This is a genomic window from Pseudarthrobacter sp. S3 (assembly GCF_050156905.1).
In the GTDB taxonomy this organism is placed as follows: Bacteria; Actinomycetota; Actinomycetes; order Actinomycetales; family Micrococcaceae; genus Arthrobacter.
Genome location: NZ_CP189583.1, coordinates 2,126,699 through 2,140,903 on the forward strand (window position 1 = coordinate 2,126,699; position 14,205 = coordinate 2,140,903).

Below are 14,205 nucleotides of genomic sequence, written 5' to 3' on the forward strand. Positions count from 1 at the left end.
CGGGAAGATTACCAGATGCTGACGCGGGCTTCCTGGGGCATCCACATGCCGTCCTGCTCGGTCACGCCAAAGGCCTCGTGGAAGGCGTCGAGGTTCCTGGCGATGGCGTTGGTTCTGAACTCGTTGGGGGAGTGGGGATCCGTAGCGAGCCTCCTGATGGCCTCTTCAGACCGGATCACCTGCCGCCAGCCGGCCGCCCAGGACGCGAAGAACCGCTGCTGCCCCGTCAGCCCGTCCAGCACCTCGGGTTCCCTGCCATCGAGGCTGAGGAGATAAGCCTTGTAGGCGATGGTCAGGCCACCGAGGTCGCCGATGTTTTCCCCGAGGGTTAGCTTGCCGTTGACGTTGTGCCCTGGCGCGGCATACGGCGACAACGCGTCGAACTGTGCCACCAGCTTCGCCGTGAGCTCCTCAAAGGCCGTCCTGTCCTCCTCGGTCCACCAGTTCCGCAGCGCGCCGCCGCCGTCGAACTGCGACCCCTGGTCATCAAAACCGTGGCCGATCTCGTGGCCGATCACCGCTCCGATGCCGCCGTAGTTGACGGCGTCATCGGCGTCGGCCGTGAAGAACGGTGGCTGCAGGATGGCGGCTGGGAAGACAATCTCGTTGAGCATCGGGTGGTAGTACGCATTCACCGTCTGCGGTGTCATAAGCCACTTGTTGAGGTCCACCGGTTTGCCCACCTCATCCAGGTGGCGGTTGACGTCGGCGTTGTGGGCCCGCTCGACGTTGCCCAGCAGGTCCACCGTGTCGATGTCCACAGCGGAGTAATCGATCCACTGGTCGGGGTAGCCGATCTTGGCGCGGAAAGCCTCCAGCTTCCGCAGCGCCTCAGCCTTGGTATCCGCACCCATCCACCCAAGGCCGGTGATGGACTGCCGGTAAGCCTCGATCAGGTTGGCCACCAAGGTCTGCATGCGGGCCTTGTGGGTTTCAGGGAAGTGCTTCGAGACGTAAATCTGCCCAACGGCCTCACCGAGTGCGGCCTCCACGACGGCGACGGCCCGCTTCCAGCGGTCCTTGTTTCGGGGCGTGCCGCTGATGGTTGTTCCGTAGAAGGCAAAGTTGGCGTCCACGAACTCAGACGACAGGTACGGCGCAGCACTGTTGACGACGCGCAAGGCCAGCCACTCCTGCCACACGGAGAGCGGTTCGGAGTCCAGCAGACCCGCGGCCCCGCTGAAGAAATCCGGGGTGCTCACGACGATCTCACCGCGTTTGTCGGCGTCGATCCCGGCAGCTTCGAACCAGGTGTTAAGCAGCGGGAACAGCGTGGCTGCTTCCTCCGCGGACTTGAGGTTGTAGGTCTTCTGCGGGTCCCGCAGGGTGACGTTGTCCCAGTGGTGGGAGGCCAGGCTGGTTTCGAGGGCAACGACGCGTGCGGCCGCAGGTTCCGGATCCGCCACTCCGGCCAGGGTGAACATGGTCCTGACATGCTCGCCGTAGGCCTTGACCATGGGGGTGAACTTCTCTTCCCGGTAGTAGGACTCGTCCGGCAGTCCCAGGCCGCCCTGGCCGGTGTAGAGCAGGATGCGGTCCGGGTTGCCAGCGTCCGGAGCCGGGTAGATGTAGAAGAGCCCGGAAACGTCTGACCGGAACAGGCGCCCGGCCAAGGCCATAAGGTCGGCAACCGTGGTGGTGGCGAACACGTCGGCAAGGCGACCGCGGATGGGCTCCATACCCTTGGCCTCCACGGTGGCTTCGTCCATAAAGCTGTTGTAGAGCTCGCCGACCTTCCGCTCTATCCCGCTGGCGGCCTCACCTTTGGCGGCTGCTTCCTCGATGATGTCCCGGACCGCGATTTCCGCTCCGTCACGCAGTGCGGTGAATGTTCCCTCGAGTGGCCGGTCATCCGGAATTTCCGTGGCCTTGAGCCAGGACCCGTTCACGTGCTGGTACAGGTCGTCCTGCGGCCTGACGGTGTGGTCAATGTTGGACAGATCGATCCCCGAGATGGGCACAAAAGCTCCTTCGTGTGACGTGCCGCGGCCGGCGCTGGCACCGGCGCGGCGTCTGCATTGTGGACGATAAGGACGGTGGCGCCCTCTCATCTTACGCACGCGTGCTACCCTCAAATGGTGCGCGCAGAACTGCTCCTTCTTAGCTGCCGCGGCGAGGCCTCAGACGCGATCTAGCGCAAGGCCCATCCTCGTCGCGGAGTTTGTGTTGCCCGGCCACCCTTTCAGATTTGAACCACAGAAAAGGCCCCGATAGTAATGCGAAACGCACAGAAGCCCTCCGGAATGCCCGTCCACCGCTACACGCCGTTCCAGGATCTGATCACCGTTGAACTGCCTGACCGCACGTGGCCGGACAAGGTCATCACCAAGGCCCCGCGCTGGTGCGCCGTGGACCTGCGTGACGGTAACCAGGCGCTGATCGACCCTATGAGCCCAGCCCGCAAGATGAAGATGTTCGATCTGCTGGTCCGCATGGGCTACAAGGAAATTGAAGTCGGCTTCCCGTCTGCTTCGCAGACCGATTTCGACTTTGTCCGTCAGCTCATCGTCGGAAACCACATCCCGGACGACGTCACCATCCAGGTCCTCACCCAGGCACGCGAGCACCTGATCGAACGGACCTATGAGTCCTTGGTCGGCGCTAAGCAGGCGATCGTCCACCTGTACAACTCAACGTCCGTCCTGCAGCGCCGCGTGGTGTTTAACCAGGATCAGGACGGCATTCTGGACATCGCGCTCCAGGGCGCCCGTCTGTGCAAGAAGTACGAGGAAACCCTGGTGGACACGCACATCACCTATGAATACTCGCCGGAGTCGTTCACCGGAACCGAACTGGACTATGCCGTCCGGGTCTGCAATGCCATCGCCGACGTCTTCGAAGCATCCGCCGACAGCCAGGTCATCATCAACCTGCCCGCCACGGTGGAAATGGCCACTCCGAACGTTTACGCCGATTCCATTGAGTGGATGAGCCGGAACCTGCACCCGCGCGAAGGCATCATCCTGTCCCTGCACCCGCACAACGACCGGGGCACCGGCGTGGCCGCCGCCGAGCTGGGGTACCTGGCTGGCGCGGACCGGATCGAGGGCTGCCTGTTCGGCAACGGCGAGCGGACCGGCAACGTGGACCTCGTCACCCTGGGCCTGAACATGTTCGTGCAGGGTATCGATCCCATGATCGATTTCTCCGACATCGACGAGATCCGGCGCACGGTGGAGTACTGCAACCAGCTCCCCGTCGCCGAGCGTTCCCCCTACGGCGGCGACCTCGTGTTTACCGCGTTCTCAGGCTCGCACCAGGACGCCATCAAGAAGGGCTTCGAGGCGCTGGAGAAGGACGCTGCCGCCGCCGGCACGGACGTCGCGGACTTCACCTGGCAAGTTCCGTACCTGCCCGTTGACCCCAAGGACCTGGGCCGCAGTTACGAGGCCGTCATCCGGGTCAACTCGCAGTCCGGCAAGGGTGGCGTGGCCTACCTGCTCAAGAACGAACACAGCCTGGACCTGCCCCGCCGTGCCCAGATGGAATTTTCCGGCGTCATCCAGAAGAAGACCGATACCGTGGGCGGCGAAGTCAGCGGCGCCCAGTTGTGGCAACATTTCCAGGACGAGTACCTGCCCTCCAGCGAAACGGACGGCCAGTGGGGCCGTTACTCGCTCGGTTCCGTCAGCACCGAAACCGATGACGACGGCGGGATGACACTGCACGCCTCGCTCACCGTTGATGGTGTCCAGGCCCGACGGACGGGCACCGGAAACGGGCCCATCGCCGCGCTGTTGAGCATCCTGCGCGAGGACGGCGTGGATGTCCGGGTGCTGGACTACAGCGAGCATGCCCTTTCGGAAGGCGGCAGCGCCATGGCCGCAGCCTACGTCGAGTGCGCCGTTGGGGAGCGGGTCCTGTGGGGTGTCGGAATCGATGCCAACACCAGCATGTCCTCGCTCAAGGCCGTCATTTCCGCGGTCAACCGGGCCATCCGGGATTCCCGCGCCTGATTCGGAATGCGTTGCGCGCCGGGAATCACGGCGCGCAACGCACCGGCATCGCCGGCTTTCCGGAACTCAGTGCGAAGATTAACCGTGGTCCAACAATCCTTTGCTGCCCGGTCTTACCGGGATGACGCCGTGGTACTTCGTACCCACAAGCTGGGCGAAGCCGACCGCATCATCACCCTGCTGACCAAGCACCACGGCCAGATCCGCGCCGTCGCCAAGGGAGTACGGCGGACCAGCAGCAAGTTTGGGGCGCGGCTGGAGCCCTTTATGGTTGCAGACCTGCAGCTCGTCTCCGGAAAGACACTGGACATCGTCACCCAGGCGGTTGCCAAGGGCGGCTACGGCAGCAACATCGCCGCAGACTATGGCCGTTACACCGTGGCCGCTGCCATGACTGAAACTGCGGAGAAACTGACGGATGTAGACGGCGAAGCCGGCACCGCCCAGTACAACTTGCTGGTGGGTGCGCTGGCATCGCTGAGCCGGGCCGAACATGCGCCCGGACTGATTCTCGATTCCTATCTCCTGCGCGCTCTCGCCACCGGCGGCTGGGCGCCGAGTTTCACCAACTGTGCCCGCTGCGGCCGGCCCGGCCCCCATACGGCGTTTTCAGCTCCCCTCGGCGGCATGGTCTGTGCCGACTGCAGGCCACCGGGTTCGCCTGCGCCGGCGGCGGAGACCGTCGTACTGCTGGGTGCCTTGCTGACGGGGGACTGGACGACGGCGGACGGTTCGCAGGTGCCGCACCGCAGGGAGGCTGCGGGGCTGGTGGCCGTATACCTGCAATGGCACCTTGAACGTGTCCTGAAATCCCTCAAACATGTGGAGCGTGGCTGACAGTGGCCTTGGGAAAGAAGATGAGTCCTTCGCGGCAACGGACCACCCCTGTGGTGGCACCGTATCCGCACCCTTCAGGCGCGGTTGCCCCGGCGATTCCCGCCGAATTCGTCCCCCGCCATGTCGCTATTGTGATGGACGGAAACGGCCGTTGGGCCAACCAGCGGGGCCTGCCGCGGATCGAGGGTCACAAGGCGGGCGAGCCTGCCCTCCTGGATGTCGTGGCGGGCGCCATCGAATTGGGCATCGAGTTCGTGAGCGTCTATGCATTCTCCACCGAAAACTGGCGCCGCTCACCAGAGGAGGTCCGCTTCCTGATGGGTTTTAACAAGGACGTGCTACGAAGGCAGCGAAACCAGCTGGACGAGTGGGGTGTCCGCGTGCGGTGGTCCGGCCGGCGTCCCAGGCTGTGGGGCTCGGTGATCCGCGAACTTGAAGAGGCCGAGGAATTTACCGCGGGCAACAGCACCTGCACGTTGACCATGTGTGTTAATTACGGCGGCCGGGCGGAAATCACTGACGCAGTTTCGGCAATTGCCGCCGAGGTTGCCGCAGGCCGTATCAAGCCCGGTGCCATCACCGAGAAAACCATCCAGAAGTACCTGGACGAGCCGGACCTGCCGGACGTGGACCTGTTCCTGCGGAGCTCGGGGGAGCAGCGGCTCTCCAACTTCCTGCTGTGGCAGTCGGCGTATGCGGAGTTCGTCTTTATGGACACGCTGTGGCCCGATGTCGACAGGCGGACCCTGTGGGACGCCGTCGAAATCTACGCCCAGCGGGACCGGCGCTACGGCGGCGCCGTCGACGCCGCGCCGGGTTCGGCAGTACCGTAACCCCGGAGCCAGCGGGCGAGCCGCGCATAGGCGTCGGCCCGCACTTTGGCAGGGGAGAGGAAGACGTCGTGGAGCGCGCCGTCGATCCGTTCCACCGTGACGCTGCACCCCAGTGTCAGGGCGCGGAGGGCGATGATGTTGACGTCCAGTACCGCGTCGGTGCGCCGCATTTCCTCGGACCAGAACGGCCCGGTGGCGCTGCCCCGGGAAAGCAGCACCAGGATGGGTATGTCGATGTTCAGGCCACGGGCCACCTTGGTGTGACCGGCCAGGATGGCGCTGAGCCAGCCCGCGCGGAGCGGAAACGCCATGGGCGGCCGGAACCTGTCGTCAAGCGGCCACTCGCCGTCGGCTGAACTGCTGATGGTCCGCCAATAAAACCCCCGCTCCGGCAGCCGCAGGACAGCCTCCGGCCGGAACCGCGCCACGGGTCCCACCATCGTGGACGCTGCACGGCGGACCAGCGAGCTGCCGTGCATCTCCAGCCAGGGACTGTTCAACACCAGCTGGGCGGCTGCTCCGGGGTGGTTGCTGACACAGAGGGCGGCCACCAGGCCGCCGGTGGAGTGGCCCATCAGCGTGAGGGAGGCCTGTGGTTCCTGTCCCGGCGTGTGCGTGTCGGCCCGGATGATGGCGAGGGCCGCTTCGATCTCGGCGTCATAGTCCGCCAGGTTCGCCACGTAGCCGCCCGGCGTTTCCGGGCGCAGGCTGCGGCCGTGGTTGTGCATGTCCAGGGCGTAGAACTCGTAGCCCCGGCCCGTCCAGAACCGGGCGAGGTCCACATTGAAGAAGTAGTCGCTCCAACCATGGAGGAACAGCACGGTCCGTCGCCGGCCGGTGGCCGCCGGTTCGTTCGCCGGACGGAAGCGCACCAGCGTGGCGGTGCGCTGGACGCCGTCGTCGCCCCCGGCCTCGAAGGTGCAGGCTTCGAAGCCAGCACCGAGGATATCTGGCTGCCACCTCATGGCTTTATGCTAGCCGGGGTCGCGTGTATGGCGTCCCGGTTTGGTCTGGACCGTCCGAGACGGAAAACTAGAGCCATGCGCGTATATCCGACATTCTTCAGGCTGGCCTTTTCGTGGATGGACGCGGAACGCGCCCACAAGATCGGATTCAAGGGAATCAAGCTTGCCCATGCTTCCGGCGCAGGACGCCTGCTGCACCGGTTCACGGCGCCCGCGGCCTCACTGCAGACTTCTGCCTTCGGGCTGACCTTCCCGTCCCCGTTCGGCCTCGCAGCCGGGTTCGACAAGGAGGGGTTCGGCATCGAGGCCCTCACCGAACTTGGCTTTGGCCATGTCGAAGTAGGAACCATCACCGGGCAGGCGCAGCCGGGCAACGAGAAGCCGCGCCTTTTCAGGCTGATCGAGGACCGGGCTGTCATTAACCGGATGGGGTTCAACAACGATGGCGCGGCCGCCGTCGAACCGCGCCTCAAAGCGGCACGCGCGGCGCTGCAGCGCCGGCATCCCACAGTGCGCCCCGTGATCGGGGTGAACATTGGCAAGAGCAAGGTGGTGGAACTCGACGACGCCGTGGCCGATTACCTGATCAGTGCAAGGAGCCTGGCGCCGGCCGCGGACTATCTGGTAGTCAATGTCAGCTCACCCAACACGCCCGGGCTGCGCCTCCTGCAGGATGTCCAGACCCTCCGTCCGCTGCTGACCGCAGTGGGGCACGAGGCGGACAAGGCAGCTGGCCGGCATGTCCCGCTGCTGGTGAAGATCGCACCGGATCTCAGTGATGAGGACATCGACGACGTCGCCAAGCTGGCCCTGGACCTTAAGCTGGACGGCATTATTGCCACGAATACGACGATCGGGCGTGAGGGGCTGTCGTCGCCGGCTGCGAAAGTGGAGGAATGTGGTGCCGGGGGCCTGTCCGGGGCACCGCTGAAGCAGCGTTCCTTGGAAGTCCTTCGCCGCCTCAGGGAGGCCACTGGGAGTGCGATCACGCTGGTGGCGGTCGGCGGCGTCGAGACGGCCAAAGACGTCCAGGACCGCCTGGATGCCGGGGCCACGCTGGTCCAGGGCTACACGGCATTCCTGTACGAGGGGCCCTTCTGGGCGTCCCGGATCAACCGCGGCCTGGCGAAAGCCCGACGCAACAGTTAATTAGGCAACAAAACCCCGGCAGTCTGACTGCCGGGGTTTTCGTTGTCTAAGGGAGGAGTGCTGCCGGGTCTGGCCCGGCCTGCACATCAGGACGGGTATTGCCCGCGCTTCACCAGCGGTTTGGGCAGGCGCAGTTTGCGGAACTGCAGGGATCGCATGGAGCCGTACCAGACGGTGCCACGCTCAACCTCGCCGAACTTCCCGGTCAGCTTCTTGCGGAGCTGCCGGGACAGGATGAACACATCCACAAAGACGGCCAGGAACATCACCCAGAAACCGCCCAGGACATAAACCATCTGCTCGCTCGAAGCCGGCACGATCAGGGAAATGATGACAAATACCAAGGCGCCGAACATCAGGTATTCGCCCAGGCTGAAGCGCGCATCCACGTAGTCGCGGGCATAACGCTTTTGCGGTCCCTTGTCGCGCAAGGGCAGGAATTTCTCATCACCCGTATCGAGCGCCCGGCGCATTTTGGTCCGCTGGTCCTGGATGGCCTGGCGCTCAACGGCCTTGGACGCCTTGCGGTCCTCCGGCACCAGGGGCCGTTTGCGGGCGGCCTCCTGGGCTTTGCGTTTGGGCGTGGGCGCACCCTTGCCTAACGCGGCATCCTGCCGGGCTGCCGCTTCGGCGGCCTGCTGGTCTATTGATTGCTGCGCCGTTGGCGCTTCCTTTTTACGTCCGAACACGTGAACAGAATACCTTGCGGCCCAAGGAGATTCGGCGCGGGTATCGTGTTCGCCATGACTCCCACTCCAGCAGCCAACCCGTCAGCCGCCAACATCCCCGGCTCGGGTCACCCTGCGCCGGCCATCGACGCGGACGGACTCAGGCTGTCCGTCGCAGCTTCGTTCGACTCCACCCTCGACCGGCTCAAGGAACTTGTGGCCATTCCCGGCATCGCCTGGCCGAGTTTTGATCCGGCCCCCTTGGAAGCCAGCGCGCATGCCGTTGCGGAACTGTTACGCACTGCCGGCGTGGAGGATGTCCAGGTCCTGCGCAGTAATAAGGACGACGGCGGCCCCGGCGGCCCTGCCGTCGTCGCACGTTGCCAGGCGGCGGCAGGGAAGCCGACTATCCTGCTGTACGCCCACCACGATGTCCAGCCGCCCGGAGATCCGGCGCTGTGGGAAACAGAGCCTTTTGCCGCCGTCGAACGGAACGGCAGGTTGTACGGACGCGGCGCTGCTGACGACAAGGCCGGGATCATGGCCCATGTGGCCGCCTATGCCGCAGCGACCGAGGTGCTGGGCGCGGAATTCGGGCTTGGCGTGACGTTTTTCTTCGAAGGGGAGGAGGAGGCTGGTTCTCCCACCTTCCGTTCGTTCCTGGAAACGCACCGGGAACTACTGAAGGCCGATGTGATCGTGGTGGCCGACTCCAGCAACTGGAAGGTGGGCATTCCCGCCCTTACCACCAGCCTGCGTGGCCTTGTGGACGGAACCATTGAAGTTCAGGTGCTGGAGCATGCTGTCCACTCGGGCATGTTCGGCGGCCCCGTGCTGGACGCGCCAACCCTGCTGTCCCGATTGATTGCCACGCTGCACGACGCAGACGGCAATGTGGCCATCGAAGGCCTGGTATCAAATGACAACGTCGGCGTAGAGCTCACCGAAGCGGAGTACCGTGCCGATTCCTCCGTTCTCGACGGCGTCCGGCTCGCCGGCACGGGCAGCATCGCCGCCCGGCTGTGGACCAAGCCCGCGCTGTCCATCATCGGCTTCGATGCTCCCGCCGTGGACGTGGCCTCAAATACGCTCCTGCCAAGGGCGCGTGCCAAGTTCAGCCTGCGCCTGGCGCCCGGCCAGGCTCCGGCGGCAGCGATGGAAGCCGTTCAGCGCCACGTCCAGACCAATGCACCCTTTGGGGCAAAGGTGGTGTTCACTCCCGGGGAAAGCGGAAAATCGTTCCTCGCGGATACATCTTCAACGGCGGCGAAGTTCGCCATGTGGGCGCTGGGGGAGGCCTGGGGTGTTCCGGCCGTGGAGACTGGAATCGGCGGGTCAATTCCGTTCATCGCGGACCTGATGGATGTTTATCCGGACGTCCAGATCCTCGTGACCGGTGTTGAGGATCCAGATTCCCGTGCCCACAGTGCCAACGAGTCCCTTCACATTGGTGATTTCAAGAATGCTGTGGTTGCCGAGGCGCTGCTGCTTGCCCGGCTGAACACAGAAGGCCTGGCCTGATCCCGGGCCCCGCTGATGCCGGGATTAGTTCACCATTGGGAACAATCAGCGGTCCGGCCTGGTTACGTCAGGAGTTAGAGCTACAGGGCTGACCGAAGTAGCATGTAGCTATAGCCCGTACCGTATCCGTAGGGGCAGGCACCGCTGACGCGGGGCCGCCAGGACCGTCCTAAGGTAGGCCAAATGAGCACTGCAACCAACGAGAACATCACCGAGACCACCAGCGCTGCCAGCGATGTACTGGCCGCACACGAGGTCAAACTGACCGACGTCGCAGCAGGCAAGGTGCGCAGCCTCCTGGAGCAGGAAGGCCGGACCGATCTCCGCCTCCGCGTTGCCGTCCAGCCCGGCGGCTGCTCCGGCCTAATTTACCAGCTGTACTTCGACGAGCGCCTCCTCGATGGAGATGCCGTCCGCGACTATGACGGCGTCGAAGTTGTGGTGGACAAGATGAGCGTGCCGTACCTCAGCGGAGCCAGCATCGACTTCGAGGACACAATCTCCAAGCAGGGCTTCACCATCGACAACCCCAATGCCGGTGGCTCCTGCGCCTGTGGTGATTCGTTCCACTGACCCGGTTATTTCGCCCGATGCCGGCGCCTACATTCCGTCCGCCAAAAACGGTACGGAGGCACGGCGCCGACATGTGGGCGAAACGCCCGGCAGAGCGGTAAGCTCTACACCGAGTAGTAAAACTTTTAGTGTGCCCGGCCGGCCCCTTGGGTGGCCGGGCAACAGCAACAAGTAGGAAGGGCCGTCTGTGAGTTCGCAGAACCGAACCGGCAGCCGACGCAAAACGATCACTACGATCTCAGGCTTGGCAGTTGCCGGCGCGTTGGTTTTGACTGGATGTTCGCCAGAGGTAGAGAAGGGGTGGCTGCCCACCGAGCGTGGCACCACCAATCACACTGACCGGATCATGGACCTCTGGGTCAACTCATGGATTGCAGCCCTTGTTGTGGGCATCATCACGTGGGGCTTGATCGTTTGGTGCCTTGTCGCCTACCGCCGCCGCAAGGGCACCACGGGTTTCCCGCGGCAGACCAGCTTTAATCTCCCGCTGGAGGTCTTTTACCTGACCATCCCGCTGTTCATGGTCCTGGTGTTCTTCTACTTCACCGACCGCGACCAGCAGGCCATCGATGACCGCTCCAAGCCCGCCGACGTCGTTGTTGACGTCCGCGGCAAGCAGTGGGCTTGGGACTTCAACTACAAGTCCGGCGATGTCGTCACCGAGGATGTCCACGAGGCAGGTGTCCAAGCACACCTGACCGGTAACACCATCAATAAGGAAGCGCTGCCGACGCTCTACCTGCCGGTTGGAAAGTCTGTGGACCTCGAACTGAACTCCCGCGATGTCATCCACTCTTTCTGGGTTCCCGCCTTCCTCCAGAAGCGCGACATGATACCCGGCAAGACCAACTACATCAGGTTCACACCCACCAAAGAGGGAACTTACGACGGCAAGTGCGCCGAGCTCTGCGGTGAGTACCACTCCGAAATGCTGTTCCGCGTCAAGGTTGTCTCCGAAACCGAATTCCAGGCTCACATGGACAAGCTCAAGGCAGACGGCAACACCGGACTCCTCGGCGAAGAGTATGACCGCAACCCGAACCTGAACGAAATTAAGTAAGGGGAGCGACGTGGCTACTTATACCCAGACCGCACCTGCCGGAACCCTAGAGGCTCCCGTAGTTCCTAAGTCCAAGGGACGCATCGTCGTCAACTGGATCACCTCCACCGACCACAAGACCATCGGGTACATGTACCTGATCGCCTCATTTGTGTTCTTCTGCCTCGGTGGCGTCATGGCTCTGCTCATCCGGGCTGAACTGTTCGAACCCGGCATGCAGATCCTGCAGACCAAGGAGCAGTACAACCAGCTGTTCACGATGCACGGCACCGTCATGCTGCTGATGTTCGCCACCCCGCTTTTCGCCGGCTTCACCAACGTCATCATGCCGCTGCAGATCGGTGCCCCCGATGTCGCGTTCCCACGACTGAACGCCCTGGCCTTCTGGTTCTTCCTCTTCGGCTCCACCATCGCGGTGTCCGGCTTTATCACCCCCCAGGGTGCGGCGTCGTTCGGCTGGTTCGCTTACGCGCCGCTGTCCAACACTACGTTCAGCCCGGGCATCGGAGGTGACCTCTGGGTCTTCGGCCTGGCGCTGTCCGGATTCGGAACCATCCTGGGTGCGGTCAACTTCATCACCACCATCATCTGTATGCGCGCTCCGGGCATGACCATGTGGCGGATGCCCATCTTCACCTGGAACGCCCTGGTGACGTCCATCCTCGTGCTGATGGCCTTCCCGCCGCTGGCTGCCGCACTGTTCGCACTCGGCGCCGACCGCCGCTTCGGTGCACACATCTTCGATCCGGAAAACGGCGGCGCGGTGCTGTGGCAGCACCTGTTCTGGTTCTTCGGACACCCGGAGGTGTACATCATCGCGCTGCCGTTCTTCGGCATTGTGTCCGAGATCTTCCCGGTCTTCAGCCGCAAGCCGATCTTCGGGTACAAGGGCCTGGTCTACGCGACCATCGCCATTGCAGCCCTGTCCGTGACCGTGTGGGCGCACCACATGTACGTGACCGGCTCGGTGCTGCTGCCGTTCTTCGCTTTCATGACCATGCTGATTGCGGTCCCCACCGGCGTGAAGTTCTTCAACTGGATCGGCACCATGTGGCGGGGGTCCATTACATTCGAGACCCCCATGCTGTGGAGCATCGGCTTCCTCATCACCTTCCTTTTCGGCGGCCTGACCGGCATCATCCTGGCGTCCCCGCCGCTGGACTTCCACGTCTCTGACTCCTACTTTGTGGTGGCGCACTTCCACTACGTGGTCTTCGGCACAGTGGTGTTCGCGATGTTCGCAGGCTTCTACTTCTGGTGGCCAAAATTCACCGGCAAGATGCTCAACGAGCGCCTCGGAAAGATCCACTTCTGGATGCTGTTCCTTGGCTTTCACGGCACGTTCCTGATCCAGCACTGGCTGGGGGTCATGGGCATGCCCCGCCGCTACGCCGACTATCTGGTGGAGGACAATTTCGCCTGGATGAACCAGTTCTCCACCATCGGCTCCTTCCTGCTCGGCGCCTCAATGATTCCGTTCTTCTGGAACGTTTACATCACGTCGCGCAGCTCCGAACGCGTTGAGGTTGATGACCCGTGGGGCTTCGGCGCCTCGCTTGAGTGGGCTACCTCCTGCCCGCCGCCGCGGCACAACTTCACCTCGCTGCCCAGGATCCGTTCAGAGCGTCCCGCCCTGGACCTGCACCACCCCGAGCTCTCGCAGGTACATACCGTTGACTCGCCTGCAGCTGCAGCAGCGGTGCTCGGTAACGCCGACCAGAAGGACACCGCCAAGTGAAAATCGAATCATGGATATTTGGAGCCGGAGTCTTCTTCTTCGTACCGGTTTCGCTGGTCTACGGTTTCCTGACCAACTGGCATGAGTGGGTCGGAACCCTCGGAATCCTCCTGGTTGGCGGCCTCTCCGGGATGATCGGCGGCTACCTTGGCTTCACCGGCAAGCGCATCGGCATGCGTCCTGAGGACCGCAACGATGCCGAGGTCCACGAGGGCGCCGGCGAGCAGGGGCACTTCAGCCCCTGGAGTTGGTGGCCGCTGGTTCTGGGCCTCGCCTGCGCCGGTGGATTCCTGGGCCTCGCGGTGGGCTTCTGGATTTTGTTCGTTGCAGCCGGCCTCGCAGTCGTAGCCCTCGTGGGTTGGGTCTTCGAGTACAGCCGCGGGGACCACGCCCATTAGCAGGCGCTGAGCTTCAGCAAAGTTTTCGCACATTACGACGTCGGGCCCCACCGGAAGGTGGGGCCCGACGTCGTTCTTGTCCGTTCGATGTTGTGAGCGGAGCCGCGGCCCAAATGCCCCGCGGGAGGGCCTAGCTGGCCCCCTGTGACGCCAAGAGCTCAGCCAGCATACGGAGAGCCGCTTCTGCGTCACGGTGAGTGACAGAGCCACTGAGGGCACTCTCGGGAACTGAAAGTTCTACCTCGCAGCCGAACGGGAAATCGGCAGTCATCACTTCCAACAGGGATCGGGCGTCGACACCCTGGATACCGGCCTTGCGGATACTGACAGTAAATCCCGTTTCGGTCACTGCCTTAACGAATATTGCGGCGGGACGGGCATGCAAGCCGACTGACGCTGACACAACGGCCTTATGCACTGGCAAAGGGTCTCCCATTTCCTGACGGCCCCCAAACCGTCATCGCTGAATTTCCTGTCCAATATATCCCGCAGGATGGCCGCGCGACC

Annotated in this window: 13 protein-coding genes; 9 read left to right on the forward strand and 4 right to left on the reverse strand. The window is 63.5% G+C overall.

Annotated features, from left to right (window positions below; all coding sequences use genetic code 11):
• Nucleotides 1-8: 8 nt before the first annotated feature.
• Nucleotides 9-1,961, reverse strand: a complete 1,953-nt coding sequence (locus ACQCSV_RS10195) for a M13-type metalloendopeptidase (protein ID WP_354223248.1) — start codon at nt 1,959-1,961, stop codon at nt 9-11.
• 255 nt (nt 1,962-2,216) lie between these two features.
• On the opposite strand from ACQCSV_RS10195, the gene leuA reads away from it, so the two are divergent.
• The 3 genes from leuA to ACQCSV_RS10210 all read left to right on the forward strand — a co-directional run bounded on the left by leuA (nt 2,217) and on the right by ACQCSV_RS10210 (nt 5,626).
• Nucleotides 2,217-3,956, forward strand: a complete 1,740-nt coding sequence (gene leuA / locus ACQCSV_RS10200) for a 2-isopropylmalate synthase (RefSeq protein ID WP_354155048.1) — start codon at nt 2,217-2,219, stop codon at nt 3,954-3,956.
• An 84-nt stretch (nt 3,957-4,040) separates the two neighbouring features.
• On the forward strand, nt 4,041-4,793 hold the full coding sequence (recO, locus tag ACQCSV_RS10205; RefSeq protein WP_282330714.1) for a DNA repair protein RecO: 753 nt from the start codon (nt 4,041-4,043) through the stop codon (nt 4,791-4,793).
• A 2-nt stretch (nt 4,794-4,795) separates the two neighbouring features.
• Complete coding sequence (locus tag ACQCSV_RS10210; RefSeq protein WP_354155049.1) at nt 4,796-5,626, forward strand: isoprenyl transferase; 831 nt, start codon at nt 4,796-4,798, stop codon at nt 5,624-5,626.
• Here the strand turns inward: ACQCSV_RS10210 and ACQCSV_RS10215 are convergent.
• Nucleotides 5,581-6,591: an alpha/beta hydrolase gene (locus tag ACQCSV_RS10215; RefSeq protein WP_426938377.1), complete on the reverse strand. Its 1,011-nt coding sequence runs from the start codon at nt 6,589-6,591 to the stop codon at nt 5,581-5,583. The two genes, ACQCSV_RS10210 and ACQCSV_RS10215, sit on opposite strands and share 46 nt — an antisense overlap.
• Nucleotides 6,592-6,666: 75 nt before the next feature.
• Between ACQCSV_RS10215 and ACQCSV_RS10220 the strand changes: the two genes are divergently transcribed.
• Complete coding sequence (locus ACQCSV_RS10220) at nt 6,667-7,740, forward strand: quinone-dependent dihydroorotate dehydrogenase (protein WP_354155051.1); 1,074 nt, start codon at nt 6,667-6,669, stop codon at nt 7,738-7,740.
• A gap of 86 nt (nt 7,741-7,826) precedes the next feature.
• Here ACQCSV_RS10220 and ACQCSV_RS10225 read toward each other — a convergent pair whose 3' ends face one another.
• Nucleotides 7,827-8,429, reverse strand: a complete 603-nt coding sequence (locus ACQCSV_RS10225) for a DUF3043 domain-containing protein (protein WP_354155052.1) — start codon at nt 8,427-8,429, stop codon at nt 7,827-7,829.
• 54 nt (nt 8,430-8,483) lie between these two features.
• Here ACQCSV_RS10225 and ACQCSV_RS10230 point away from each other — a divergent pair, with 54 nt between their 5' ends.
• From ACQCSV_RS10230 to ACQCSV_RS10250, 5 genes are all read left to right on the forward strand, one after another.
• Nucleotides 8,484-9,929, forward strand: coding sequence for a dipeptidase (locus ACQCSV_RS10230; RefSeq protein WP_354155053.1), 1,446 nt, complete (start codon nt 8,484-8,486; stop codon nt 9,927-9,929).
• Between the two features lie 183 nt (nt 9,930-10,112).
• The gene (locus tag ACQCSV_RS10235) at nt 10,113-10,502 is read left to right on the forward strand and encodes a HesB/IscA family protein (protein ID WP_426938378.1); all 390 of its coding nucleotides are present in this window, start codon (nt 10,113-10,115) and stop codon (nt 10,500-10,502) included.
• Between the two features lie 187 nt (nt 10,503-10,689).
• Entirely contained in the window at nt 10,690-11,562 is an 873-nt protein-coding gene (coxB, locus tag ACQCSV_RS10240) for an aa3-type cytochrome oxidase subunit II (protein ID WP_354156438.1), read from the forward strand.
• A gap of 10 nt (nt 11,563-11,572) precedes the next feature.
• Nucleotides 11,573-13,300, forward strand: coding sequence for an aa3-type cytochrome oxidase subunit I (gene ctaD, locus ACQCSV_RS10245; RefSeq protein ID WP_354156439.1), 1,728 nt, complete (start codon nt 11,573-11,575; stop codon nt 13,298-13,300).
• A complete protein-coding gene (locus ACQCSV_RS10250) occupies nt 13,297-13,698 on the forward strand; it encodes a cytochrome c oxidase subunit 4 (protein WP_354156440.1) in 402 nt (133 codons plus the stop codon). Before ctaD ends, ACQCSV_RS10250 begins: the two co-directional genes overlap by 4 nt.
• 130 nt (nt 13,699-13,828) lie before the next feature.
• Here ACQCSV_RS10250 and ACQCSV_RS10255 read toward each other — a convergent pair whose 3' ends face one another.
• Nucleotides 13,829-14,134, reverse strand: a complete 306-nt coding sequence (locus tag ACQCSV_RS10255; protein ID WP_354156441.1) for an HPr family phosphocarrier protein — start codon at nt 14,132-14,134, stop codon at nt 13,829-13,831.
• Nucleotides 14,135-14,205: the final 71 nt, after the last annotated feature.

Coding starts and splice junctions, on each gene's coding strand:
- leuA (WP_354155048.1), top strand. CDS start 2,217: ATGCGAAACGCACAGAAGCCCTCCGGAATGCCCGTCCACCGCTACACG.
- ACQCSV_RS10215 (WP_426938377.1), bottom strand. CDS start 6,591: ATGAGGTGGCAGCCAGATATCCTCGGTGCTGGCTTCGAAGCCTGCACC.
- ACQCSV_RS10220 (WP_354155051.1), top strand. CDS start 6,667: ATGCGCGTATATCCGACATTCTTCAGGCTGGCCTTTTCGTGGATGGAC.
- ACQCSV_RS10230 (WP_354155053.1), top strand. CDS start 8,484: ATGACTCCCACTCCAGCAGCCAACCCGTCAGCCGCCAACATCCCCGGC.
- ACQCSV_RS10235 (WP_426938378.1), top strand. CDS start 10,113: ATGAGCACTGCAACCAACGAGAACATCACCGAGACCACCAGCGCTGCC.
- ACQCSV_RS10255 (WP_354156441.1), bottom strand. CDS start 14,134: ATGGGAGACCCTTTGCCAGTGCATAAGGCCGTTGTGTCAGCGTCAGTC.